The following is a 23,613-nucleotide window of genomic DNA, read 5'->3' as shown; positions in this document are numbered from 1 at the left end:
TCCAGAACTACGCGGCTCTGTTGATAAAGTCAACAGTCGTCGGCAGCCGGGTGGGCGCGCTCACGTTCCTCGACGGCGAGCGCCAGGTCGGCGAGCTTGTCCAGGGCGCCGCTCAAGGTGGTCGCCTCTTCGGGGGTGAGCGCGGCCAGGAACTCGGCGTCGCGCTCGTTCGCCGCGGCGATCAGGCCCCGGTAGATGCGGGTGCCCTCGGCGGTCAGGGCCAGCTGCGAGGTGCGGCCCGAGCCGGCCGTCCGGTCGACCAGGCCGCGCTCGGTCAGCCGGGTGACGACCCGGCTCATCTGCGCTTTGTCCAGTCCCGCGCGGCGGGCGAGCCGGTTGAGGGTCAGGGTGGGGTCGGCGGCGATGAGCGAGATCGCCCGCCATTCGCCGAGGCTGACGTCGAATTCCCGCCGGTAGCGCAGCGCGGCGCTGCGCGACATCGCCGACGACGTGCGGGAGAGCCGGTAGGAGAGGAGTCCGGAGATGGGCACCAGGTCTCGGCCGTCCACGCGTTCCGCCATGACGGTCATCGTAGCCGTTGCCGATCCGGTGTTGACAAACTCAACACCGGATGTCGAGACTGACGCCGCACGCCCCGCCTGACGAAGGAGTCGAGTAGCCGTGGCCGAACACCCCGCCGTCACCGGACGGCCCCCCGCGGTCGCCGGCCGCGCGTCCACCTACCGGACCATCGCGCTGCGGGTCATGCCGCTGCTGGTGGTCTGCTACGTCGTCAGCTTCATCGACCGGACGAACATCGGCATCGCGCAGCAGGGCCTCAAGCGCGACCTCGGCTTCGGCTCGGCGGTCTACGGGCTCGGCGTCACGCTGTTCTTCGTCGGGTTCATCCTCTTCGAGGTCCCCAGCAACGCGCTGCTGGCCCGGATCGGCGCCCGCAAGACGCTCGTCCGGATCATGGCGACCTGGGGCGTCGTCACGATCGCGACGCTGTTCGTGCGGGACGAGTTCACGTTCTACGTCGCCCGGTTCCTGCTCGGCGTGGCCGAAGCGGGCTTCTTCCCGGGTGCGCTCTACCTGCTGTCGCGGTGGTTCCCGTCCGCGCGCCGGACGCGGATGACGGCGGTGTTCTTCATCGGCGTCCCGGTGTCCGGGGTGCTCGGCTCGCTGGTGTCGGGCTGGATCATGCATGCGCTCGGCGGCGTCGCCGGCCTGGCCGACTGGCAGTGGCTGTTCCTCATCGAGGGCATCCCGCCGATCCTGCTGGCGGTGCTGGTGGCGTTCTTCCTCGTGGACGAACCGGAGCAGGCGAAGTGGCTGACGCCGGCGCAGAAGGCGCTGGTCCGGGCCGACCTGGAGGCCGAGCGGTCGTCGAAGGAAGCTCCCGGGAAGCGGCACGGCGGCATGCTCGCGGCGTTGCGGGACCCGAAGGTCTGGATCCTCGGCCTGTGCGCGTGCGGCGCCTACACGCTGGCCAACGCCGTGTCGTACTGGACGCCGCGGATCATCGCCGAAGCCGGGGTCGGCGACGTGCTGAACCTCGGGTTCTTCTCGGCCATTCCGCCGCTGCTCGGCATCGCCGTGATGCTGCTGGTCGGCCGCCACTCCGACCGGACACTGGAGCGTCGCCGGCACGCGGCGATCAGCTGGCTCGTGGCGGCGGTGGCGATGCTGGCCCTGGCGTTCTCCGGCGGGAGCGTGCTGGTGGTGGTCGTCCTCCTCGCGGTGATGGCGGCGGCGCACTACTCGGGGTTGACGGTGTTCTATTCGATCCCGTCGATCTACCTGAGCGAAAGCGCGGCGGCGACGGGCATCGCGGTGGTGACGTCGATGGGCTCGTTCGCGGCCGCGGCTTCGCCGTCGTTGCTGGGGTTCATCCAGTCGGCGACCGGGAGTCTGTCGCTGGGGCTGGTGATCAGCTCGGGGATCGTGCTGCTCGCCGTCGTGGTGCTGCTGGTCGGGGTGAAGGCGAAGGACCTCAAGGAGACGCGGGACTAGGCGCGGGATTCGAGCCAGAGGCACTCGAATTGCCCGACGCAGCAGCGGACGAAGTCGGGTTGGTCCATCCGGAAGGCAACGAGCTGCTGAGCGGAGCCGGCCGTGAAGGCGAGGAGGGCCACGGAGTCGTCGAAGATCGCCATGTTCACGGCATCGGTGGCGAACGGCCAGTCGACGACGCGGATTTCGTGACGCATGTGCCTGGCCGTTTCGCGGCGGAACTGCTCGGCCCAGTCCTGCATCTCGGCGTTGGGCGTGCAGATGAGGCGCCGGACCGATCGGGGACCGGGTCGGTCCGACCAAGCCAGAATGCCCTCGAAGTAGGCCGCCGCGGCGCGGCTGGTCTCCTCGTCCGTGAACCCGAGAAAGTACGCCGGCGGCCGACGCCGGAGGAAGGTCGTCATGATCCGGTGCCGGGCACGGTCCACCTCGTCCAGCATGGTGCGATAGAACTCGCCGCCGGACAACGGCCGCGGAGAGGAAAGGCCCGGCTGGGCTGACGCTGCATTCGAAGCCGTCGTGTCGGAGTCGATCTCCCTGCTCACCTGCAGCCAACGCCGTTTCCAAGAGGCCAGGTCGCCGTCACAGGCGAGAACGAGCGCCTCGGTCTGCTCCCACGAAGGAAACCGGTGGCCGTTGAGAATGGCTGAAACCGTGGCGTGGCTGGTGTGCAGCGAGGTGGCCAGGACGCGTTGCTTCGGCCGCCCTGCCTGCCGGTGGAGATCGCGGAGCGCGAGAGCGAACCGCTCGACGGGGAGATCCGGGTCCAGGCGACGTGGCTGTGCCGGCATGGTGTGGCCTCCGAAAACGGCGGATCCGCCTTTGCCCGTCATTGTCCGCGAGGTCCCCGGAAGCCCGGGCATGCCCGCGGAAAATCGTTGTAGTCCGGTCACTCCACGGCATTGCCCGGATCTCTCCTCGGCGGCCGGATGCGCGGCTATACCTCGAACTCGAGCCCCGGCCGGGGCCTGCGCAGAGGGAAGGTCGTGCATGGTGAGCATGTATGGAGGTACTTCCGGCCGCCCCAGCTTGGGGGCCGTTGTCGAGATCGTCTCCGTCCTGGTGGGTGCGAGCAACACCGCCCTTGCCCCGTGGGTGGTAGTCCTCCTCGTCGTGGTCGTTCACTTCCCGCTGAGGCGGTGCGGTCGCCGGCGCTCCGGCTCACCGCCGCAAGGGCGTCTCTTCGTCCAAACGCGACAGTTTCGCCGGGTTGCGCACCGCGTACAGGCCCGTGACGAGCCCGTCGTCGATGCGCAGCGCCAGAACCGTGTCGACCTCGCCGTCGCGGCGGAGGACCAGCGCCGGGTGGCCGTTGACCTGGGCCGCCGTCAGGGAGCCGGTCGCGAAGTTCCCGACGCCGGCCGTGAGCAGGCGGGCCACCGCCGAAGAGCCGACCACCGGTTCGAGCACGGCCTGGACCACTCCGCCGCCGTCGCCGAGGAACACCACGTCCGGGGCGAGGATGTCCAGCAGCTCCCGCAGGTCGCCCGTCTCCACCGCGCGCCGGAACGCCACCAGCGCGTCACGGGACGTCGCGGGGGACACGTCGCCGCGGGGCCGGCGCGCGGCGACGTGGGAACGGGCGCGGTGGGCGATCTGGCGGACCGTCGCCGCGGGCTTGCCGACGGCTTCGGCGATCTCGGCGTAGTCCAGGGCGAACACCTCGCGCAGCACGAACACCGCGCGCTCGGCCGGCGTCAGCGTCTCCAGCACCAGCAGCATCGCCATCGACACGCTCTCGGCCAGCTCGATGTCCTCGGCGACGTCCGGCGCGGTCAGCAACGGCTCGGGCAACCACGGGCCGACGTAGGACTCCTTGCGCCGACCCAAGGTCCGCAGCCGCATCAGCGCCAAGCGCGTGGTGATCCGGACCAGGTACGCGCGGTCGTCGCGCACGACGGCGCGGTCGACGTCCGCCCAGCGCAGCCACGTCTCCTGCAGGACGTCTTCGGCGTCGGCCGCCGAGCCGAGCATCTGGTAGGCGACGGTGAACAGCAGGTTCCGGTGCGCGACGAACGCCTCGGTCACGGGGTCGGCCATGGGTGGCTCCTCAGTCGGCGTCGAGTTTCCCACCAGATGCCGCCCGACGCCGACGTGTGACAGTGACCGTCGTCACGCGCCGGTGGTGTCACGGCCACCGGGTGGCCCGGCATCTCCTGGCCGACCGTTCCGCGATCCCGAAGTGAGGAACCATGGAACCCCGGTTCACCTTGACCGACAACGAAATCGGCGCGAAGTTCGCCAAGCGGTTCGGCACCGCGAGCCTGGCGATCATCCAGTCGCCGCTGCCGAAGATCACCCAGGAGCTGGTGTCGCTGCGCGTCAGCCAGATCAACGGCTGCGGCTGGTGCGTCGACATCCACACGAAGGAGCTGGCCGCCGCCGGGGAGTCCGCGGTGCGGATCAACCTCGTCGCGGCGTGGCGCGAAGCCACGGTCTACACCGAGCCCGAGCGGGCCGCGCTGGCGCTGGCCGAGGAGGGCACCCGGCTCGCCGACGCCGCCCCGGGCGTGTCCGACGACACCTGGGAGAGCGTGCGCAAGCACTTCGACGACGATCAGACCGCGGCGCTGGTCGCGCTGGTGGCCCAGATGAACTCGGCCAACCGGCTCGCGGTGATCCTGCACCAGCGGGGCGGGGCCTACGAGCCCGGCATGTTCGGCTGAGCGGTTTCCCGGCCCGGGATCACCCGATCCCGGGCCGGTTCGTGCTTCGCTGGGGACATGACGAAGGCGCAGCGGTGGAACCGGTACTGGGACCGCAAGTCGGCGACCTACGACGCGGAGATGGGCGTCTGGGACCGCCGCCTCTTCGGCGACTCCCGGGAGTGGGCCTGCGGGCAGGCGACCGGCGAGGTGCTGGAGGTCGCCGTCGGCACCGGGCTCAACCTGCCCTGGTACCCCGCGGGGGTGACGCTCACCGGCCTGGACCTCAGCACCGGGATGCTGGAGATCGCCCGCACACGCGCTCGTGACCTGGGCCGCGAGGTGACGCTCCGGCAGGGCAGCGCGCACGAGCTGCCGTTCGCCGAGGCGTCGTTCGACACGGCGGTGTGCACGTTCGGCCTCTGCGCGATCCCGGACCCCGCGGCGGCGGTGGCGCAGATGCACCGCGTCCTGCGCCCGGGCGGGCGGCTGATCCTGGTCGACCACGTGGCGGGCTCGCCGGTCCTGGTCCGGGCGGCGCAGTGGCTGGTGGAGCTGGCGAGCGTCCCGCTGGCGGGCGAGCACTTCCGGCGCCGCCCGCTGAAGCTGGTGGAGGCGCTCGGGATGCCGATCGAACGGCGGGAGCGGTTCAAGCTGGGGCTGGTCGAACGGCTGGTGGCCCGCAAGGTCAGCTGAACAGCTCCGCCAGGGGGCTCTGCTCGAGGTCGGCCAGCAGCGCGGCGACGTCGTCGTAGGTCGCGATCGCGCCCGCCTCTTCGAGTTCGGCCGCGCCGACCCCGCCCGACAGCACGCCGATCGTGCGCACGCCGGCCTTCGTCGCGGCCCGGACGTCCCAGACCGCGTCGCCGACGAAGATCGTGTCCTCCGGCGCCGTGCCCGCCTTCTCGAGAGCCACCCGCACCGGTTCCGGGTCGGGTTTCGTCGCCTCGACGTCCGAACCGGCGACGATGTCCTTGACCACGTCGTCGACGCCGAGGGTCTTGCGCAGCACGTCCAGCTCGTCGGGACCCGCCGACGTCGCCAGGACCACCCGCACGCCCTTCGCGGCCAGCGCCTTGACCAGCTCCGGGGCCTGGGCGAACGGCCGCAGCAGCTCGGCGTCCTCGAGGTAGTAACGGGTGTGCAGTTCCTTGACCTCGTCGCCGACGCGCTCGGCGTCTTCGTCGCCCAGCAGGGTGCTCAGCAGCTTGCCGGACCCCTTGCCGATCGCGCGGTGCACGCGCCAGGAGTCGACCTCCCGGTCCAGCTCGTGGAAGGCCCGCCGCCAGGCGTGGACGTGGAGGTAGTTGGAGTCGACGAGCGTGCCGTCGACGTCGAACAGGACCGCGGTGGCGATGGTGGTCTCCTCGGGTTTCGGCGGGCTCCGGACGGGTATCGCCGGGGTACCCGACGGGAGAGGACCTACACATGACGACACCGGACGACCGCGACGCCGCGACCGAGCTGGACCGCGAGCTCGGCGGCACGGACGAGCTCGAGCCGGGGGAGCAGCGCGAGGCGGCCGAGCGCGAAGCGACCGAAGACCGTTGACCGGCTTGGTGGCGGCCGGCTTCCGCGGGCTGGCCGCCGTGCGCCGCGCCCGCGCTTTCCACCCGGCCGGGCTCGTGTTGCGCGGCGAGCTGCGTCCGGTCGACGACGACCTGCCGTGGCCGGCCGGGCCGACGGCGGTCGTCGCCCGGCTGTCCAAGGGCGCGGGCACGCCGGGCCGGCTGCCGGACGCGCTCGGGCTGGCGGTGCGCATCCCCGGCGCGGGCCGCGACGGCGGGCCGTGGGATCTCACCTTGACGACGTCCGGCCGCGGCCACCTCGGCCGGATGCTGCCCCGGCCGGCGGCGACGTGGACCGGCGGCGCGTACAGCAGCCTGGTGCCCTACCGCCGCGCGGATCGGCTGATCTGGCTGGGGGCGTGGGCAGCCGCGGAGTCGCCGCGGCTGGACGCGTCCCTCGAAGCGGTGGTGGCGGCGGGCGGCCTGGGGTTCGTGCTGCGGACCGGCCGTGAGGACGGGCGCTGGTGCGACAGCGCGGAGCTGACCCTGTCGGAGGTCGGGGGCGACGCGCCGGCGTTCGATCCGATGCGGCACCGTCCGGACGGCCTCGAAGTAGCGCCGGAATGGCTCGCGGCGGTGCGGGAACGGGCTTACGCGGGGAGCCGGGCCGGGCGGCCGTGAGGGCCGCCCGGCCCCGCGGGCTCCGCGCGAGTCGGCGATGGGGCGGCGGGGCGCGCCCCGCCGCCCCATCGCCGACTCGCGCGGAGCCCGCGGGGCCGGGCGGCCGTGTGGGCCGCCCGGCCCCGCGGGCTCAGCGCGAGTCGGCGATGGGGCTGCGGGTCGCGCCCAGCGGGATCAGGCCGAGCGCGACCATGCCGACGCCCAGGCCGAAGTGCAGCCAGTTGTCGGCCGTGTTGACCGGGACGAAGTTGGCCGCGCTGTCCTGGTCGATCACCAGGCCGTACAGCCACAGCACCAGGTAGATCACGCCGCCGCCGACGAGGAACGCCTTGGCGCCGCCCGGGGTCCGGGCCAGCACGAGCCCGGCGACGCCGAACGCCAGGTGGACGATGTTGTGCAGGATCGAGACGTTGAAGATCCCGAGCAGCAACGCCCCGGAGTGGTGCCCGGCGCCGGTGAGCATGTCGTAGTTCGTCGTCACGCCGGGGATGAACCCCAGCACGCCGACCAGCAGGAAAACCACTCCCACGATCGCCGCGAGCAGCTGGCGCGGGGTCCGCCGGACGGCGGTCTCCGTCGATGCCATGGTGGTTCCTCCGATTCGGATGGGACGGGCCCTCGGCCGGGGGCCCGTGCCGGGGCGGCATGCCCGGCGCGGGGCCGGGCAAACGCGTTTCGCCGCACCGGCCGCCGGGTATGCGCCGGTTTCGCCCGAATGGAGGAAGCGATGAGCACTCCCGAAATCGACCCGGTGACCGCCGAAAGCATGGAAGAGGACGCGGACATCGGCGGCGAGCACACCGAGCCGACGTTCCGCGACCAGGAGCCGGGCCCGGCGCCGACCGACGAGCAAGACGCCGACCACGGCGGCATGCCCACCGGCTGAGGGACGTCGTGAACGACTCGTTCAGGACGTCCGGCGCCAGGGTCCCGGCAAAGTCAGGTCTGCGCGGCCGATCCGGTCGCCCGCAGGTCATGAACGGGTCGTTCACCTCGTCAGACGACATGAACGACCCTTTCATGACATCGCCGCGACGCCGGGCAGACCGCGCGGCCAACGACTTTGCCGGAGCCCTGGCGTCCGGCGCGCTGAACGAGTCGTTCATGACGTGGGCAGCCGGCGGGTCAGCGGGCTCGCGGGTACGTCCGGCGCTCGCCGACCCGGCCGTCCTTCGTGTGGATGAAGTGGGCCGTGCCGCGCTTGATCGCCAGCTTCCGGCCCGCCGCCACCGCGTCCGACTTCTTCTCCGCGCTGCCCGACGCCCGCGAGTTGCCGACCACCTTGTTCTTCCAGACTTCCCCGTCGTGGAACGTCTCGACGTCGCCCTCCGCCGGTTCGAGCGGCGACGACTCCGCCGGGTACGTGCTGTAGAGCGCCGGGTCCGGCTTCGGCGCGGTTCCCGGGCCGCCCAACGGCTCCGGGTCCATCAGGTACTCGAGGTCCGTGGTCACCGCCGGGCCGTCCGGACCGTCGGACAGGTGCCAGATCGTGCGGTTGTGCGTCTGGTCCTCTTCGTCGAACAGCGCGGTCGGCGCGATCGGGCCTTCGAGCCCGTCGGCTTCCAGCTCCTCGATCGCGGCCAGCCATTGCTTCTGGTGGACGGTGTCGCGGGCGAGGTTGAACTTCAGCATCGCCTTGACGCCGGGGTCGTCGGTCATGTTGTAGAGCCGGGCGGTCTGGAGGCGTCCTTGGGCTTCCGCGGCCGCGTTGGCGCGGAAGTCGGCGAGCAGGTTGCCGGAGGCGACGATGTACCTGCCGTTCCACGGGTAGCCGTTGCTGTCGGCCGGGAGTGCGCCGCCGCCGGCGACGATGGCCTGCTGCGGGTCCATCCCGCCGATGACGGCGGCCATCACCGGGTCCTTGACGGCCTCGGCAGTGGCCGTCGCCGGTGCGCCCTCGAGCAGCCGCGCGACCATGGTGGCGAGCATCTCGACATGCCCGATCTCCTCGGTCGCGGTGTCCATGATCAGGTCCTTGTACTTGCCCTCGACGCGGCAGTTCCAGCCCTGGAACAGGTACTGCATCGTCACGCTCATTTCGCCGAACGCGCCGCCGATCAGTTCCTGCAGCTTGTGGGCGTACACGGGGTCCGGCTTCTCGGGTTTGGCTTCGAACTGCAGCAGTTTCGTGTGACGGAACAAGGTCGTCTCCCTTCCGAGCCGCCCGGGTTCCCCCGCCGGGAGCGATCAACCGGAAACCGGCCGTTTGAGTGGTCCCTGACCGGATATCCGATCGAAGTCCTTTTCACCAGGAGGTGGTCCCGGTGCTCGCCCGGCACAATTCCGTGTGGCTGGTTTCCCCGGCGGCCTCGGCCGTCACCGCTTCCGTCGTCGGCGTGCTGGACCGGACGACCTATCCGCGGCTGCGCGACGGCCTGCTCGAGCTCGCCGCCGAATCCGAAGGCGCCGTGTTCGTCGACATCGAACGCCTCGCCCTGCGCGACCCGGAGCTGCTGCGGGTGTTCGCGCTGGTCGCGCTGCGGGTGGGCGACTGGCCCGCGGTGCCCTTCGCCCTCATCACCGGACGCGCCGAGCAGCGGGCCGTGCTGGCCGGCCGGCGGGTGCCCGTGTACGCCGACGTCGCCGCGGCCGAAGCCGCGCTGAGGCGCCCCGCGGGCAAACGGGCCCGGCGGCTGCTGGTCCGGTCTTCGCGCACCTCCGCGCGCGCCCGGGAGTTCGTCCGGGGGACGTGCGCCGAGTGGCGGGTGCCCGAACTGATCGAGGACGCCGAGCTGATCGCCACCGAACTCGTCGAAAACACGCTGCGGCACACGGATTCGACGCCCCGGCTGCGGCTGGAGCTGCGCCGCGGGCGGTTGTCCGTCGAGGTGACCGACGAGAGTTCGCGCCCGGCCGTCGTCCGCGAAGGGCTGGACCTCACCGAGACGGGACTCGGCCTGCGGATGGTCGCCAAGGTCGCGAAGACGTGGGGGAGCAGCCGGTGCCGGTCCGGCGGCAAGACCGTGTGGGCCGTGCTGGCCCGGCGCTGAGGCCCGCGTCACGTCGGGGAACACCGCTGCTTTGCCTGCGTTGTAACGGGTACAGGCTCCCGCTTCCGCTCGCAGGTAACCCCCAGCCTTCGCCGGGCGGAAGCGGGTCTTCGTCTACTGTGGACGCTTGACCCGCGGCCGGTAGTCGCGCTCGGTCTCGACGTCGCCCTCGGGTGTGTGGACCACGTGCCCGACGCGCCGCTTCTTCGCGATCAGCCGGCCGGACAGCACGGCGTCGGTCCGGCGGGGCGAGGTGTTGGACGCCCGGCTGCCGCCTTCGACGCGGTTCTTCCACAGCCCGTCTTCGAAGTAGGTGTGCACGTCACCCTCGGCCACGACGTCCGCCTCCGTCCGCACTGTGCCTATGGTTACTGAGCCGACCACAGTCACGGCCGAACGACTTCGTAGCCACGTCGCGCGCCACTCGGGGGTCGGCCTACTTTTGGTCGGCTCAGTAACTGCGCCAGACCCGCCGGGTGCCCGGGGACGGACCGGACAAACGTTCAGCCCAGGCCGAGTACCCGGACGGCGTTGTCCTTGAGGATCAGCGGGCGCACCTCGTCCTTCAGGTCGAGGGCCGCGAAGTCGGCGAGCCAGCGGTCCGGCGTGATGACCGGGAAGTCCGAGCCGAACAGCACCTTGCGCTTCAGCAGCGAGTTCGCCGCGCGGACCAGCTGCGGCGGGAAGTACTTCGGCGACCAGCCGGACAGGTCGATGTACACGTTCGCCTTGTGCGTCGCGACGGAGATCGCCTCGTCCTGCCACGGCACCGACGGGTGGGCCAGGATGATCGTCAGGCCCGGGAAGTCCGCGGCGACGTCGTCGAGCAGCATCGGGTTCGAGTAGCGCAGCTTGATGCCGTGCCCGCCCGGCAGGCCCGCGCCGATCCCGGTCTGCCCGGTGTGGAACAGCGCCGGGACGCCCAGCTCCTGGATCGCCTCGTACAGCGGGTAGTACCGGACGTCGTTCGGCTCGAACGCCTGCAGGCTCGGGTGGAACTTGAAGCCCCGGACGCCGTGCTCGGTGACCAGGCGCCGCGCGCGGCGCACGGCGGCCTTGCCGGCGTGCGGGTCGACCGAGCCGAACGGGATGAGCACGTCGGCGTGCTCGGCGGCCGCGTCGGCGATCTCCTCGCTCGAGAGCGCGGGGTGCCCGGTCGCGGCCGGCGCCTCGACCGTGAAGACCACGGCGGCCATGTTCCGCGCCCGGTAGTGCTCGGCGATCGAGGTCACCGTCGGCGTCCGGTCCTGGTCGGCGCGGAAGTACTTCGCCGAGGCGTCCAGCAGTTCCTGGTCGAGGGCGAAGCAGCCGTGCCCGTCCTGTTCGACGTGGGTGTGGACGTCGATGGCGGTCAGTGCGGAAAGGTCCACGGGAATCTCCGGAGCTCAGGGCAGGTCGGGCTGCGCGGCCTTGGCGGCCAGCAGCTGGTGCAGGACGGCGTCGCGCGCGGCGACGAGGGAATGGTCGTCGGTGCCGGCCAGTTCGGCGTCGACCCCGGCGACGAGCGTTTCGGCCAGCTCGGGGGTCAGGTGGACGCGGCCGAGGTCGCGCCACCACTCTTCGGTCGGCGGGCCGAGGTGCGCGAGGACGTGCGCGAGCCCGCCCGCGCCGCCGGAGAGGTGCTGGTTGAGGAACGGGCCGAGCACGGCCCAGCGCAGCCCGGGCCCGTTCGCGATCGCCGTGTCGATGTCGGCGACCGTCGCGATACCGCGCTCCACCAGCGAATACGCCTCCTGCCACAGCGCGGCCTGCAGCCGGTTCGCGACGTGGCCGGGCACCTCGCGCGCCAGCCGGATCGGCCGCTTCCCGACGGAGGTGTAGAACGCCACGGCCCGGTCGACGACCTCGGGCGCGGTGTCGCGGCCGGGCACGACCTCGACGAGCGGGATCAGGTGCGGCGGGTTGAACGGGTGCCCGACGACGACCCGCTCGGGGTGGCGCGGGCAGCCGCGCGCGATGGCACTCGGCAGCAGCCCGGAGGAGCTGCTCGCCAGGACCACGTCCGGCCGCGTGGCCTCGTCGAGGACGGCGAACAGCGCGTGCTTGACGTCCTCGCGCTCCGGACCGTTCTCCTGGACGAAGTCCGCGACCGAAGCCGCTTCGCCGGGGTCGGCGACGAACCGCAGCCGATCCGTGTCTTCCAGCGCACCTCGCAACCGCTCCTCGGCGTCCGGCGCCGGATCGGTGGCCACGACGTCGAGGCCGTTCGCGAGGAAGAGCCTGGCCCAGCTCGCGCCGATCACGCCGGTGCCGACGACCGCGACGGTGGTCATGCGGACGTCCCGAAGTGGTCGAGCGCGGTGGGATCGGCGAGGACGTCCCGGCCGACGACGTCGTCGGCCCGGGCGCCGAGCAGGAGTCTCTTCACGGGCAGCTCCAGTTTCTTCCCGGTGCGGTTGCGGGGGATCACCGGGACGGCGGTGATCGTGTCCGGCACGTGCCGCGGCGACAGCGCGCTCTTCAACGCCGTCGCGATCTTCTCGCGCAGTGGCGCGTCCAAGACGGCGTCGCGGAGCACGACGTAGAGGCGAAGGTCGCCGTTGCCGCCCGCCGGGTCTTCCAGGTGCACGACGAGCGAGTCGTCGACCTCCGGCAGCTCCTCGACCACGGCGTAGAACTCGGCGGTGCCGAGCCGGACGCCGCCGCGGTTGAGGGTGGCGTCCGAGCGGCCCGCGATGACGCAGCCGCCGCCGGGGGAAAACCGGATCCAGTCGCCGTGGCGCCAGACGCCCGGATAGACGTCGAAGTACGTGTCGCGGTAGCGCGCACCGGTGTCGTCGCCCCAGAACCCGACCGGCATCGACGGCATCGGCGCGGTGATCACGAGCTCGCCCAGCTCGCCGACGACCTCGGTGCCGTGCTCGTCGAACGCCTTCGCGTCGACTCCCAGGCAGGGCCCGGAGATCTCGCCGGCCAGCACGGGCTGCAGCGGGCCGCCCTGGACGATCCCGCTGCAGACGTCGGTGCCGCCGCTGCCGACGTTGAGCAGCACGTCCGGCCCGAAGACGGCCCGCACCCAGTGGTAGCCGTCGGCGGGCAGCGGGCTGCCCGCCGCGCCGATCTGCCGCAGCGCCGACAGGTCGAACTCCGCGGCCGGATCGAGCCCCGCCTTCCGGCAGGCCATCAGGAAACCCGGGCTCGCGCCCATCAGCGTCGCGCGGGTCTCGGCGGCGAGCCGCCACTGCCACGCGAGGTCCGGGTGCAGCGGGTTGCCGTCGACCAGCACGATCGACGCGCCGGTGAGCAGCCCCGAGACCAGCGCGTTCCACATCATCCAGGCGGTGGTGGAGAACCACAGGATCCGGTCGCCGGGGCGCAGGTCCCAGCTGAGGCCGTGGTTCTTGAGGTGCTCCAGCAGGATCCCGCCGTGGCCGTGCACGATCGCCTTCGGCTTGCCGGTGGTGCCGGAGGAGAACAGCACGCACAGCGGGTGCGCGAAGCCGACTGGCTCGAACCCGGGCGCGCTCTCGGTCAGCAGGTCGTTCCAGGCGAGGGTGTCCGGGAGGTCGTGCTCGCCGTAGGGGACGTGGACGACGTGCTCGACGGTCGGCAGGCCGGCGCGGATCTCGGCCACCTCGGCGCGGCGGTCGACGTCCTTGGCGCCGTAGCGGTAGCCGGACACGGTCAGCAGCACGCGCGGCTCGATCTGGCCGAACCGGTCGACGACCGAGCGGGCGCCGAACTCGGGCGCGCAGGACGCCCAGACCGCACCGAGGCTCGCGGCCGCCAGGTAGGCGACGACGGTTTCGGGGATGTTCGGCAGGTACGCCGCGACGCGGTCGCCGCGTCCGACGCCGAGCCGGCGCAGGCCCGCACGGGCGCGGGCGACCTGGTCGCGCAGCTCGTCCCACGTCAGTTCGGTGCGTTCGCGCGTCTGCGAGTACGCGATGACGGCGACTTCGCCGGCGGGGCCGCCGAGGGCGTGCTCGGCGTAGTTGAGGGTCGCGCCGGGGAACCACTCGGTGCCCGGCATCCGCCGGTCCGGCACGACCGCGCTCGCCGGGGAGTGGAAGCGCACGCCGAAGAAGTCCTTGATCGACGACCAGAAGCCGTCGAGGTCGGTCACCGACCAGTGGTGCAGCGCGGCGTAGTCGTCGAACCGGCGGCCGCGCTCGGCCAGCCAGGTCAGGTACCGGCCGATCTCGGTGGTTTCGCGGACGTCGGGCGCGACCGGGCGCAGGATCATCGGCCGACCTTCCCGGCGCGCTTGTCCAGGAACGCCCGCATCCGCTCCTTGGCCTCGGCGCTGCCGCCGGCGACGGCGGCCATCAGCGCTTCCAGGAGGTACCCCTCGGCGGGGTTGGCCTCGGCGATGCGGGGCAGTGCCTGCAAAACGGCGAAGTTCGTGATCGGGGAGTTGGCAGCGATCTTGCGGGCCAGCTCGAGCGCGTGCGCGGAGCCGTCGTCGACGCGGTAGTGCGACAGCCCGGCGGCGTGGCCTTCGTCGGCGTCGAGGACGCGGCCGGTGAGCATCATGTCGGCCATCCGGTGGGCGCCGATCAGGCGCGGCACCCGCACCGACGCGCCGCCGCCGACGAACAGGCCGCGCTGGCCTTCGGGCAGCGCGTAGAACGCCGAGGGCTCGGCGACGCGGATGTGCGCGGCCGCCGCGAGTTCCAGGCCGCCCCCGACGACCGCGCCGCGGAGCACGGCGACGACCGGGACGCGCCCGCGTTCGAGCCGCTCGAAGGCGCGGTGCCACATCATCGAGTGCTCCAGGCCTTCGAACGTGTCGCGCTCGGTCAGCTCGGACAGGTCGAGCCCGGCGGAGAAGTGCTCGCCCACGGCGTCGAGCACGACGGCCTTGACCCCGCGCGGTGGCGCGCCGAAGAACGCTTCGAGGCCGAGCACGGTGGCGTCGTCGAGGGCGTTGCGCTTCTCGGGCCGCGCGAGCCGCAGCACGGCGACGTCGTCGTGCAGCTCGAGGCGCAGGGACGGGGGCAGGAGAGCGGTGGTCATGCGGGTCCGTTCGGGAAGGCTTCGGCGGCCCGCGCGCGGAGTTCGACGCGGCGGATCTTGCCGGTGGCGTTGCGGGGCAGGGCTTCGGTGAACTCGATGTGCTTCGGGATCTTGTAGCGGGCGAGGTGCTGTTCGAGGTGGGCGCGGAAGGCGGCTTCGTCGAGCTCGGCGCCGGCCCGGCGGACGACGAAGGCGGCGCCGACCTCGCCCCAGCGCTCGTCGGCCACGCCCACGACCGCGCAGTCGCCGACCGCGTCGAGCCGGACCGCGACGGCTTCGATCTCGGCCGGGTAGACGTTCTCGCCACCGGAGATGATCATGTCCTTGACGCGGTCGACGATGTGGGCCCAGCCGTCGTCGTCGACCTTGACGACGTCGCCGGTGCGGAACCAGTCGTCGTCGACGAAGCTCGCCTTCGACTCCTCGGGCCGGTTCCAGTAGCCGCCGAAGACGTGCGGGCCGCGCACCAGCAGCTCCGCGGGCGTCCCGGAAAGCGGCGCGGGGGTCAGGTCGGGGCCGAGACCGGCCACGTCGGTGAAGAAGTGCGGCACGCCCGCGGCGACGGGGTGGTCGAGGGTCCCTTCGTGGGTGGCCATCGAGACGCCGGGGGAGGCCTCGGTCATCCCGTAGCCCTGAAGGAGTTTCACCCCGCGGTCGAGCCACGCGCGGGCGACGCGTTCGGCGACCGGCGAGCCGCCGTAGAGCACGCACGTCAGCGAGCTCAGGTCCGTGCGGTCCCAGTCTTCGTGGCGGCACAGCATTTCCAGCATGGTGGGGACGGCGGAGAAGCTCGTGATGCCGGCCTCGCCGATCCGGCCGAGGATCGTGCCGGGGTCGAACTTCGCCACCGGTTCCACGCTGCCGCCCTTGAACAGCGTCGGGAGCGTGATCTGGCCCAGCCCGACGCAGTGGAACAGCGGCGCGATGCACAGCGCCTTGTCTGTGCCCAGGACGTCGAGGTGGGCGAGCTGGTTGACGGTGTTCCAGGTGAGGTTCCCGTGAGTGAGGACCGCGGCCTTCGGCCGGCCGGTGGTGCCGGAGGTGTAGAGCAGCAGGCAGGGGTCCTCGAGCCGCACGCCGGTGGCCGGCGGATCGTCGGCGGCGGCGAGTTCGGCTTCGTAGTCCAGCCCGCCCGCCGGGCAGGACGCCGGGTCCGTCGCGACGACGTGGCGAAGCGTTTCCGGCAGGGGGCCGGCCACGAGGTTGTCGGTATCAGGGCTGTGCACGAGCACCGAAGCGCCGCTGTCTTCGAGCATGTAGCGGATCTCGGTGGGGGAGAGCCGGTAGTTGAGCGGCACGAAGAGCGCGCCGAGGCGGGCGGTGGCGAAGAGCGTCTCGAAGACGGTGACGTCGTTGACCCCGAGGTACGCGACGCGGTCGCCCGGCCGGACGCCGAGCCGGGCGAGCGCGCCGGCCAGCCGTTCGACGCGCTCGGCGAGCCCGGCGTAGGTGCGCGTGCGGCCGGGCTGGACGAGCGCGGTGCGCCCGGGGGAGATCCGGGCCCGGCGCGCGGGCCAGCTGCCGAGGCCGAAGTCGGCCGGGCCGTGCGGCGATCGGGTCACGCCGGCACCTCCGTCTGCTATATCAGGAACCCTGAGACGTGGTCGAGTCTGACTGTCACCCGCGCGGGCTGTCAAGGGCGGGCCGTCCGGCGGCGGGTTTTGGTGCCTACGCCGGGAAGACGTGCTTTCGGCCGACAGTGATTCACCGCCGGTTCGGCCGTTGGCGGGGTTGCGCCGTTTGGATCAAGGACTAGGCTGCGAGGGGCGGTTCAGGAGCAGCCGCCCTCCCCCAGACTTGCCGGCGTTCGAGCGGGCAGTGGACACCGCTCGGCACGCCATCCGCGACTGAAGGCGTACAGAAGATGTTGGTCGTGCAGCACTCCGCGACGGCGATCCCCGTGCCGTCCCCCCGCGTGGAACGAAGTTCCTCCGCCATCAAGGTCATCCGCCCGTACTTCGGCGCGGTGATGGTCCGGATCAGCGGCGCCCTCGACGAGGACAGCGCCGCCGAGCTCGGCTCGGTCCTCGCCACCTGGGCGCACCGGCGCTTCCCGACGCTGGTGCTCGACCTCTCCGAGGTCGACTTCCTGGACTCGGCCGGGCTTTCCGTCCTCGCGGACATCCACGTCCGGACGGTCCGCGAGAACACCACCCTCCGGATCGTCACCGGCGACAACCGCGTCGTGCGCCGGGCCCTGGCCGGCAGCGGCCTCGACCACGCGCTGAACCTGAGTCCGCTGCCGTCGGGCTGGGAGCGGGCGACGGAGATCCCGAACTAGCGGGCCTTCCAGTACCCGCAGAACATGATGTCGTTCTTCGGGATCCCGGCACGCACCCAGTGTCGGCGCAGGTTCACGGCCAGGCCGGACTCGCCGACGACCCAGGCGTGCACCGGTTCTTCCGGCGTGCGCAGACCCTGGGCGGCGGCCAAGGCCGTCCGTCCGGGCGCGGTCCCGCGGCCGCGGGGCAGCCACCCGACCTCGACGCCGGGCGGGGCCTGCAGGTCCTGCCGGTCTTCGGTGTCCGGGATTTCGATCAGGGCGTGCCCGGTGGCGGTGTCCGGCAGCGAGTTCAGGACGCCCGCGATCGCCGGCAGCCCGGTTTCGTCGGCCACGAGCAGGAAGTGGTCCGTGCCGGGCGCGGGGTTGAAGCCGATCCCTTCGTCGAGGATGGCGACGGCGTCCCCGCGCTCGCACCGCTGGGCCCAGATACCGGCCGGCCCGTCGCCGTGCAGGACGAAGTCGACGTCGAGCTCGGGACCGTCGGGCCCGAGCGGGCGGTAGGCGCGGACGGTGTAGTTGCGCAGGACCGGCCGGGTGGTCTTCGCGATGGTCAGGTACTTGGCGTAGGAGAGGGCGTTGAGCCGCTTGGGGAGCCGGGACAGCGAGTTCTCGGCGACCGGGATGAAGAGGCGGAACCACTGGTCGAACCCCATGGGGGTGAAGCCGCCGACGTCGTCCTGGCCGAGGGTGACGCGCGAGAAGTGCGGCGAGATCCGGTCCCGGCGCAGGACGCGGAGGGTGAGCAGCTCGGCGGTGTCGGGCTTGATCCGCGTGGCGGTCAGGTTCTGCCGGGCCATCGATCCTCCAGTTTAGGTAAGGCTTGCCTAATGACTGGAGGGTAGCAAACGCTGTCCTGGGGTCATGGGGGATCCGGACGACCCGATGCCGGTCTTGCCGGCCGAGTACGCGGCCCTGCGCACCGAAGTCGAGTGGCGCGCGACGGTGCAGTGGAACGTCTTCGCGCTGCAGTCGGCCTCGGCGGGGCGATCGCCGGGCCCGCGTTCGAAGGCGTCGGGCTGCTCGCCGTCGCCGCGGCCGGGGTTTCGGGTGGGTACCAGTGGTGGCTCGCGTCCCCGCCGTGGCCGGTGGTCGCCGGGTTCGCCGCCGGCCGGCTGGTCGGGCCGACCGTCACCGTGTTGCTGCGCCGGGCCTTCCGGCGTGCTTCCGACCGGTGAGCCCGTCGATCGTCTCCCGCAACGCGTCATCGGTCGATGTCGGCTCGATGCCGAACGCCGCCGTCGCCGCCGCCGAGTCCAGCACGAACGGCCCGCGCAGCTGGTACTCGACTTCCGGCATCTCCCGCGCCGTCGGGTTGAAGACCCCCGCCAGCCGCAGCGCGATCCGCGGCATCGTGGTCACGCGGGCCGCCGGGGCTCCGGCCAGCTCCGCCGCGCGCGTCGCCAAGCCGCGCACGGACATCGGCGGTGCCGTCGGCGCGTGCCACGGCCGGCCCCATGCTCCTTCGTCCGCCGCGACCGCCACCAGTGTGCGGGCGACGTCGCCGACGTACGTCCAGCTGTGCGGCGCGTCGAGGTCGGCCGGCGCCGCCGCGCGCTTGCCCGCCAGGGCCTTCGGCAGCACCAGCGCGGTGAACGCCGACAGCGCGCCCGCGCCGAGGTAGTCCGACCCGCGGACCTCGGCCGTGCGGATCCGGCCCGCTTCGTGCGCCGCCAGCGCGTCGGCCCAGAGCTTCGCCCGTACTGCGCCCTTGACCGAGTTCGGGCGCGCGGGCAGCTGCTCGGTCATCGGGCCGTCGACCGCGCCGTACGCGTACAGGTTCCCGGTCGTGACGAGCACCGCGCCGCTCGTCTCGGCCGCGTGCAGCAACGCCGCGCCCAACGGCGGCCAGTCGGTGGGCCAGCGGTGGTACGCCGGCCCGGCGCAGCTGTACAGCGCGGCCGCGCCGGCCGTGTGCCGCGCGAGCGTGGCGGCGTCGGTCGCGTCCGCGGCCACGAGCCGGACGCCGTCGACGGCCGGGCCGCCGCCGCGCCGGCTGAGCAGGCGGACTTCGTCGCCCCGGGCGGCGAGCAGCCGCGCGGTGGCCGCGCCGACCGGACCGGCGCCGACGATGACGTGCAGAGCCATGGAAACCCCCCAGGGGGAGAACACTGTTCTCGGACGAGAACACCGTATGAGATCCGGCGCCGTCGAGTCAAGAACAGTGTTCTCGCCTGTGCGACACTGGGGCCGTGTCCGCCTCGTCGCTGCGTGCCCGGGTCCGCTCGGAGATGCACCAGGAGATCAAGGAAGTCGCCCGCCGGCGCCTCGCCGAAGAGGGCGCGAACCTTTCGCTGCGCGCCGTGGCCCGCGACATGGGCATCGTCGCTTCGGCGCTGTACCGGTACTTCCCGAGCCGCGACGCGCTGCTGACGGCGTTGATCATCGACGCCTACGACGGCCTGGGCGACGCGGCGGCCGACGCCGAAGCGGCGCTCCCGCGCGAGGACCTGCGCGGCCGGTGGCTGGCGACCTGCCACGCGGTCCGGTCGTGGGCGCTCGCGCACCCGGCCGAGTACGGCCTGCTCTACGGCAACCCCGTCCCCGGCTACGCGGCGCCGCCGGACACCGTGGCCCCGGCGTCCAAGGTGATCCTCCTGCTGGCGGCCATCGTCGCCGAGGCGCCGGAGGTCCCGGCCGGGCCGCCGGTGCCCGCCCCGGTTCGCGCCGACCTGCGCCGCCTGGTCGACGAGCAGGCGGGCGACCTCTCGGAAGAGCGCCTGGACCGGGCGCTGCTCGCCTGGACGCACCTGTTCGGCCAGGTCAACTTCGAGGTCTTCCACCGCCTCGACGACATGGTCCAGGCGCGCGCGGAGTACTTCGAGCACCACATGACGCTGCTGGCCGATCTCGCCGGCCTGCCCTGACCTCAGGCGCGGAAGTACGCGCGGAACGTCGTGCCGTGGTCGCCGGTGTGCAGGCGGACCAGGTCGGCCAGGTAGTTGACCAGCAGCAGCCCGCGGCCCCGGGGCTGCTCGGGCGTCGCCGGGTGGCGGCCGGCCAGCGGGTCGGCCAGGGTGCCGCTGTCCTGGACTTCGCAGACGAACTCGCCGGCTTCGCTCCACAGCCGGACCGTGCCCGTGCCGCCGCCGTGTTCGACGCAGTTGGACAGCAGCTCCGTCACGACCACCTCGACGTCGGCGATCTGGTCGGCGCTCAGGCCGCCGGCCGCCGCGTGCGCGTGGGCCAGTGCCCGGGCCGCCGCGAGGTCCGTCGTGTCCGCCAGCTCCACCACCCGCTCGGCCGCGGGCCCCGGCAGGGGCCGGTTGTAGCGGGTGAGGACGTCGTCGGGGGCGTACGCCGTGCTGGCGCGGCGGCCGGCGCCGTCGATCAGGACCGGGTGCGTGGCCTCGGCGTCGGCCAGCGCGGCCGGGTCGAGCCGCGAAACGTCGTACGGGCAGAGGATTGTCACGTCCCGGCCGGCGAACGCGTGGTTGATCAGCGCTTCGTGCTGCACGCATGCCGGGTACTCGACGTCCGAGCGCCCGGCCCAGATCGGCTCGCCGATGATCCGCACCGGCCCGGCCGGGTGCTTGTCGGCGAAGGCGCGCAGGACGCGCGGGATGATCCGCCCGGGATTGCGCCCGGCCTCGGTCATGTCCAGCAGCAGGACCTGGTCCGCGTCCGCGCCCAGCTCGCGGCGCAGCAGCTCGAGGTTGGGGCCCGGCACGGCGACGGCGACCGGTTCGCCGGCGGCGAGGCCGCCCCACACGAACGGAACCGTCCCGGCCACGTACTCGGCGTCGTCGCGGTAGAACAACGCGGGGTGCACGAAGGGATCGGCGGACGCGCTCAACTGGCCTCCTCCCATTCCGAGGACGCCTCCCAGTATGCGCGACCGCCGTCACCGGTTCGGGGGAACCCCGTCAGAAGAGCCGCTGGGCCGCCTCGAGCAGCATGGCGTGGACGAACGCCTGCGGCAGGTTCCCCCGCAGCTGCCGCTGCCGCACGTCGTACTCCTCGGCGAACAGCCCCGGCGGCCCGCACGCCGCCCGGTTGCGTTCGAACCAGCGGAACGCCTCGGTCCGGTCGCCCTGGTGCGCGCACGCCAGCGCCATCGTGAGCCCGCACAGCAGGAACGCGCCTTCGGCCTCGCCGAGCGGCCGGTCGTCGGGGGCGAAGCGGTAGACGTAACCGTCTTCGGCGAGGTTTTCGCGGACCGCGGCCAGGGTCGCGCGCGTCCGCGGGTCGTCGGCGGGCAGGGCGCCGCGCACGGGTGGCAGCAGCAGCGCCGCGTCGGTGCCCGGGTGCGCCGGGGCGCGCCGCCAGAACCCCCGCGCGTCGAGGCACCGGGACGTCGTCTCCGCCAGCAGCTTCTCGGCGAGGCCGGACAGCCGCGCCCCGTGGTGGGCGGGCACCTCCCGCGCCAGCGCGTTCAGGCCGGCGACGCAGGCGAGCCGCGAGTGCGTCCACCAGTCGTCTTCCAGCTCCCAGACGCCGGCTTCCGGCTGGTCCCAGCGCTCGGTGATCAGCCGGACGACGACGTCGGAGGCGCGCTGGACGTCGCCGTCGAAGCGGTCGTGGCGGGCCGCGGCGGCGTGGAGCTGCAGCAGCTCGCCGAGCGCGTCCAGCTGGAACTGGTGGGCGACGTGGTTGCCGACGACGTCGGAACCACCGGGGTAGCCGGGCAGCTTCAACGTCTTCTCGTCGGGTGGCGGGGTGCCGTCGGTGCGGTAGGCGGGCAGCAGCCGGTCGCCGTGGTCGAGGACGCGGGCCGTGCTGAACCGCAGCGCGTCGTCGAGCAGCGGGTGCGGCTCGTCGACGGCCGCGGCGAGCCCGGCGTAGCACTGGTCGCGCAGCCAGACGTACCGGTAGTCGTAGTTGCGGCCGGCTTCCGAGCGTTCCGGCAGGCCCAGCGTGGCCGCCGCGACCATGCCGCCGGCAGCGGTGGTCAGGCCGCGCAGGACCGTGTACGCGTGCCGCGCGTCGCGGGGCGCGACGGTGTCGCGCAGCTCGGGAACCGCCCGGTGCCACGCGGTTTCGGTCGCGAGCCACCGCGAGTCCGCGTCGACCGGATCCGGCAGGACTTGGTCACCGAGCTCGAGGACGAGGTCGTGGTGGCCGCCGGCGGGCACGGTCAGCTCGAAGCCCAGGCCGCCGTCGCCGGGCACCGCGTCCCCGGCGCCGGTCCACCGCACCCGCAGGTCGCCGGTGCGGCCGGTCCACGTGCCGTCGCCGGCGCGCCGCAGCTCGCGCAGCGACCGGCGGCCGAAGCCGTCGGCCAGGTCGAGCCGGACGCGCACCCGGACGTCCCGCTCGACCGCCTCGACCCGGCGCAGCAGCACGACGTGGTGCGGATCGCCGGGGAAGGCGAGGGCGTCCCGGCACTCGACGGCGGTCGACGTCGTCACCCAGCGGTTGCGCCAGATCAGCGTGCCCGGCTCGTAGAAGCCGCCCCAGACACAGGTTTCCGCCGGGCTCACGGTGTAGCTGCCGGTTCCGCCGATCAGCGAGGACAGCACGGCGCCGTCGGACCAGCCGGGCGCGCAGAGCCACGCGATGTCGCCGCGCGGGCCGCAGAGGGCACCGCGCTCGCCGTCGGCCAGCAGGGCGTACTCCCGCAGGACGTGCGGGGCGAAGCCGGTCACGACCGCGCTCGGCGCCAGACCGCCAGCGCCGTCGCGGCGAGCGCGCTCCCGCCGGCGGCGAGCAGACCGTGGTGCCGGCTCGCCCACAGCTGGAAGCTGCGCGGGGTGGCCTTGGCGTCGAACTCGCCGTGCGCGCCGAAGTCCCGCGTCCGGTCGGCGGGGGCCCACAGGTTGGCGGGCTGGTTCGCGGGTTTCGGGTCGCCGGTCTGCTGGGACTTGAAGCCGGTCTTCGCGAGGTAGCGGTCGAGGATCCCGGGGGCGACGGCGTTGGCGACGAGCGTCCCGACGGTGCTGCCGCCGACCCAGTACTCGCGCCGGCGCGGGTGGTCGGCGGCGTGCACGACGGCCCGCGCGGCGACCTCGGGCTGGTAGATCGGCGGCACGGGCTGCGCGTGATCGGGGAGTTTCGAGAGGACCCACGAGAACTGCGGCGTGTTGACGGCCGGCATCTGCACCATGGTCGTCCGGACGTGGCTGCCTTCGTGCAGGAGCTCGCAGCGGAGGGATTCGTTGAAGCCCTGGATGGCGTGCTTCGCGCCGCAATAGGCGCTCTGCAGGGGGATTCCGCGGTAGGCGAGGGCCGAGCCGACCTGCACGATGGTGCCGCGGTCGCGCGGTTTCATGCGCTTGAGGGCGGCCATGGTGCCGTGGACGTAGCCGAGGTAGCTGACTTCGGTGACGCGGCGGAACTCGTCGGGCTCGATCTGGTCGAAGGGCGCGAAGACCGAGGTGAAGGCGACGTTGACCCAGACATCGATCGGACCGAGCTCCTTTTCGGCCCGTTCGGCGGCGGCTTCGACTTGAGCGAAGTCGGCGACGTCGGTGGCGATTTCGAGAGCGGTGCCACCATTGCGGGTGACGTCGGCGGCGGCCTCGTGCAGGCCTTTTTCCCCGCGGGCCAGGAGGGCGACGCGGGCTTGCCGGGCCCCGAAGGCCCGCGCGACGGCCCGGCCGATACCTCCGCTGGCCCCGGTCACGACGACGACTTGGGTGTTGCCGGACATG

The 23,613-nt window shown here is 72.6% G+C and carries 27 protein-coding genes; 10 read left to right on the top strand and 17 right to left on the bottom strand.

Annotated elements, in window-relative coordinates; genetic code table 11:
- Window positions 1-29: 29 nt before the first annotated feature.
- The gene (locus tag ABFJ78_RS43755; RefSeq protein WP_436393350.1) at window positions 30-521 is read right to left on the bottom strand and encodes a MarR family winged helix-turn-helix transcriptional regulator; all 492 of its coding nucleotides are present in this window, start codon (window positions 519-521) and stop codon (window positions 30-32) included.
- 100 nt (window positions 522-621) lie between these two features.
- Between ABFJ78_RS43755 and ABFJ78_RS43750 the strand changes: the two genes are divergently transcribed.
- A complete protein-coding gene (locus ABFJ78_RS43750) occupies window positions 622-1,956 on the top strand; it encodes an MFS transporter (RefSeq protein WP_436393349.1) in 1,335 nt (444 codons plus the stop codon).
- On the opposite strand, the gene ABFJ78_RS43745 is transcribed toward ABFJ78_RS43750, so the two are convergent.
- Both ABFJ78_RS43745 and ABFJ78_RS43740 read right to left on the bottom strand, forming a co-directional pair.
- Entirely contained in the window at window positions 1,953-2,789 is an 837-nt protein-coding gene (locus ABFJ78_RS43745) for a hypothetical protein (RefSeq protein ID WP_436393348.1), read from the bottom strand. The two genes, ABFJ78_RS43750 and ABFJ78_RS43745, sit on opposite strands and share 4 nt — an antisense overlap.
- 328 nt (window positions 2,790-3,117) lie before the next feature.
- Window positions 3,118-3,996, bottom strand: coding sequence for an RNA polymerase sigma-70 factor (locus ABFJ78_RS43740; protein WP_436393347.1), 879 nt, complete (start codon window positions 3,994-3,996; stop codon window positions 3,118-3,120).
- 152 nt (window positions 3,997-4,148) lie between these two features.
- Here ABFJ78_RS43740 and ABFJ78_RS43735 point away from each other — a divergent pair, with 152 nt between their 5' ends.
- On the top strand, window positions 4,149-4,622 hold the full coding sequence (locus ABFJ78_RS43735; protein WP_436393346.1) for a carboxymuconolactone decarboxylase family protein: 474 nt from the start codon (window positions 4,149-4,151) through the stop codon (window positions 4,620-4,622).
- Between the two features lie 57 nt (window positions 4,623-4,679).
- The gene (locus tag ABFJ78_RS43730) at window positions 4,680-5,297 is read left to right on the top strand and encodes a class I SAM-dependent methyltransferase (RefSeq protein ID WP_436393345.1); all 618 of its coding nucleotides are present in this window, start codon (window positions 4,680-4,682) and stop codon (window positions 5,295-5,297) included.
- On the opposite strand, the gene ABFJ78_RS43725 is transcribed toward ABFJ78_RS43730, so the two are convergent.
- Window positions 5,290-6,039, bottom strand: coding sequence for an HAD family hydrolase (locus tag ABFJ78_RS43725; RefSeq protein ID WP_436393344.1), 750 nt, complete (start codon window positions 6,037-6,039; stop codon window positions 5,290-5,292). The genes ABFJ78_RS43730 and ABFJ78_RS43725 overlap by 8 nt on opposite strands.
- Between ABFJ78_RS43725 and ABFJ78_RS43720 the strand changes: the two genes are divergently transcribed.
- Window positions 6,030-6,152, top strand: coding sequence for a hypothetical protein (locus ABFJ78_RS43720; protein WP_372662976.1), 123 nt, complete (start codon window positions 6,030-6,032; stop codon window positions 6,150-6,152). The two genes, ABFJ78_RS43725 and ABFJ78_RS43720, sit on opposite strands and share 10 nt — an antisense overlap.
- A complete protein-coding gene (locus ABFJ78_RS43715; RefSeq protein WP_436393343.1) occupies window positions 6,149-6,790 on the top strand; it encodes a hypothetical protein in 642 nt (213 codons plus the stop codon). The genes ABFJ78_RS43720 and ABFJ78_RS43715 overlap by 4 nt, the downstream gene beginning before the upstream one ends.
- A 130-nt stretch (window positions 6,791-6,920) precedes the next feature.
- Here ABFJ78_RS43715 and ABFJ78_RS43710 read toward each other — a convergent pair whose 3' ends face one another.
- Window positions 6,921-7,376, bottom strand: coding sequence for a DUF4383 domain-containing protein (locus ABFJ78_RS43710; protein ID WP_436393342.1), 456 nt, complete (start codon window positions 7,374-7,376; stop codon window positions 6,921-6,923).
- 141 nt (window positions 7,377-7,517) lie between these two features.
- On the opposite strand from ABFJ78_RS43710, the gene ABFJ78_RS43705 reads away from it, so the two are divergent.
- Window positions 7,518-7,676 carry a hypothetical protein gene (locus ABFJ78_RS43705; protein ID WP_436393341.1) on the top strand — a complete coding sequence of 53 codons (159 nt, stop codon included), beginning with the start codon at window positions 7,518-7,520 and terminating at the stop codon, window positions 7,674-7,676.
- Between the two features lie 239 nt (window positions 7,677-7,915).
- Here the strand turns inward: ABFJ78_RS43705 and ABFJ78_RS43700 are convergent, their stop codons facing one another.
- Window positions 7,916-8,932 (bottom strand): manganese catalase family protein, encoded by a 1,017-nt coding sequence (locus ABFJ78_RS43700; RefSeq protein WP_436393340.1) that lies wholly within the window; start codon window positions 8,930-8,932, stop codon window positions 7,916-7,918.
- A 122-nt stretch (window positions 8,933-9,054) separates the two neighbouring features.
- On the opposite strand from ABFJ78_RS43700, the gene ABFJ78_RS43695 reads away from it, so the two are divergent.
- On the top strand, window positions 9,055-9,780 hold the full coding sequence (locus ABFJ78_RS43695) for an ATP-binding protein (RefSeq protein WP_436393339.1): 726 nt from the start codon (window positions 9,055-9,057) through the stop codon (window positions 9,778-9,780).
- A gap of 114 nt (window positions 9,781-9,894) precedes the next feature.
- On the opposite strand, the gene ABFJ78_RS43690 is transcribed toward ABFJ78_RS43695, so the two are convergent.
- From ABFJ78_RS43690 to ABFJ78_RS43665, 6 genes are all read right to left on the bottom strand, one after another.
- Window positions 9,895-10,116: a DUF2188 domain-containing protein gene (locus ABFJ78_RS43690; protein WP_400891859.1), complete on the bottom strand. Its 222-nt coding sequence runs from the start codon at window positions 10,114-10,116 to the stop codon at window positions 9,895-9,897.
- A 167-nt stretch (window positions 10,117-10,283) separates the two neighbouring features.
- Complete coding sequence (couO, locus tag ABFJ78_RS43685) at window positions 10,284-11,150, bottom strand: 4-hydroxyphenyl-beta-ketoacyl-CoA hydrolase (RefSeq protein ID WP_436393338.1); 867 nt, start codon at window positions 11,148-11,150, stop codon at window positions 10,284-10,286.
- A 15-nt stretch (window positions 11,151-11,165) separates the two neighbouring features.
- Window positions 11,166-12,053, bottom strand: coding sequence for a 3-hydroxyacyl-CoA dehydrogenase NAD-binding domain-containing protein (locus tag ABFJ78_RS43680; protein ID WP_436393337.1), 888 nt, complete (start codon window positions 12,051-12,053; stop codon window positions 11,166-11,168).
- Window positions 12,050-13,966 (bottom strand): acetoacetate--CoA ligase, encoded by a 1,917-nt coding sequence (locus ABFJ78_RS43675; RefSeq protein WP_436393336.1) that lies wholly within the window; start codon window positions 13,964-13,966, stop codon window positions 12,050-12,052. The genes ABFJ78_RS43680 and ABFJ78_RS43675 overlap by 4 nt, the downstream gene beginning before the upstream one ends.
- Window positions 13,963-14,739: a crotonase/enoyl-CoA hydratase family protein gene (locus ABFJ78_RS43670; protein ID WP_436393335.1), complete on the bottom strand. Its 777-nt coding sequence runs from the start codon at window positions 14,737-14,739 to the stop codon at window positions 13,963-13,965. The genes ABFJ78_RS43675 and ABFJ78_RS43670 overlap by 4 nt, the downstream gene beginning before the upstream one ends.
- Entirely contained in the window at window positions 14,736-16,301 is a 1,566-nt protein-coding gene (locus ABFJ78_RS43665) for an acyl-CoA synthetase (protein ID WP_436393334.1), read from the bottom strand. The genes ABFJ78_RS43670 and ABFJ78_RS43665 overlap by 4 nt, the downstream gene beginning before the upstream one ends.
- A gap of 353 nt (window positions 16,302-16,654) precedes the next feature.
- Here ABFJ78_RS43665 and ABFJ78_RS43660 point away from each other — a divergent pair, with 353 nt between their 5' ends.
- Window positions 16,655-17,020, top strand: coding sequence for an STAS domain-containing protein (locus ABFJ78_RS43660; protein WP_400891873.1), 366 nt, complete (start codon window positions 16,655-16,657; stop codon window positions 17,018-17,020).
- Here ABFJ78_RS43660 and ABFJ78_RS43655 read toward each other — a convergent pair.
- A complete protein-coding gene (locus tag ABFJ78_RS43655; RefSeq protein ID WP_436393333.1) occupies window positions 17,017-17,820 on the bottom strand; it encodes a siderophore-interacting protein in 804 nt (267 codons plus the stop codon). The two genes, ABFJ78_RS43660 and ABFJ78_RS43655, sit on opposite strands and share 4 nt — an antisense overlap.
- A 150-nt stretch (window positions 17,821-17,970) precedes the next feature.
- Here ABFJ78_RS43655 and ABFJ78_RS43650 point away from each other — a divergent pair, with 150 nt between their 5' ends.
- Window positions 17,971-18,198 (top strand): hypothetical protein, encoded by a 228-nt coding sequence (locus ABFJ78_RS43650; protein WP_436393332.1) that lies wholly within the window; start codon window positions 17,971-17,973, stop codon window positions 18,196-18,198.
- On the opposite strand, the gene ABFJ78_RS43645 is transcribed toward ABFJ78_RS43650, so the two are convergent.
- Entirely contained in the window at window positions 18,152-19,108 is a 957-nt protein-coding gene (locus tag ABFJ78_RS43645; protein WP_436393331.1) for an NAD-dependent epimerase/dehydratase family protein, read from the bottom strand. The genes ABFJ78_RS43650 and ABFJ78_RS43645 overlap by 47 nt on opposite strands.
- Window positions 19,109-19,212: 104 nt before the next feature.
- On the opposite strand from ABFJ78_RS43645, the gene ABFJ78_RS43640 reads away from it, so the two are divergent.
- Entirely contained in the window at window positions 19,213-19,887 is a 675-nt protein-coding gene (locus tag ABFJ78_RS43640) for a TetR/AcrR family transcriptional regulator (protein WP_436393330.1), read from the top strand.
- Window positions 19,888-19,889: 2 nt separating this feature from the next.
- On the opposite strand, the gene ABFJ78_RS43635 is transcribed toward ABFJ78_RS43640, so the two are convergent.
- Genes ABFJ78_RS43635 through ABFJ78_RS43625 form a run of 3 tightly spaced genes read right to left on the bottom strand, consistent with a single transcriptional unit; the run spans window position 19,890 to window position 23,612 of the window.
- Window positions 19,890-20,831 (bottom strand): anti-sigma factor RsbA family regulatory protein, encoded by a 942-nt coding sequence (locus ABFJ78_RS43635; protein ID WP_436393329.1) that lies wholly within the window; start codon window positions 20,829-20,831, stop codon window positions 19,890-19,892.
- 55 nt (window positions 20,832-20,886) lie between these two features.
- On the bottom strand, window positions 20,887-22,608 hold the full coding sequence (locus tag ABFJ78_RS43630) for a glycoside hydrolase family 15 protein (RefSeq protein ID WP_436393328.1): 1,722 nt from the start codon (window positions 22,606-22,608) through the stop codon (window positions 20,887-20,889).
- The gene (locus ABFJ78_RS43625; protein WP_436393327.1) at window positions 22,605-23,612 is read right to left on the bottom strand and encodes an SDR family oxidoreductase; all 1,008 of its coding nucleotides are present in this window, start codon (window positions 23,610-23,612) and stop codon (window positions 22,605-22,607) included. The genes ABFJ78_RS43630 and ABFJ78_RS43625 overlap by 4 nt, the downstream gene beginning before the upstream one ends.
- Window position 23,613: the final 1 nt, after the last annotated feature.

Source organism: Amycolatopsis sp. MEPSY49, from assembly GCF_051337345.1.
Classification (GTDB): Bacteria; Actinomycetota; Actinomycetes; order Mycobacteriales; family Pseudonocardiaceae; genus Amycolatopsis.
This window is presented reverse-complemented; position numbering and strand designations above follow the sequence as displayed.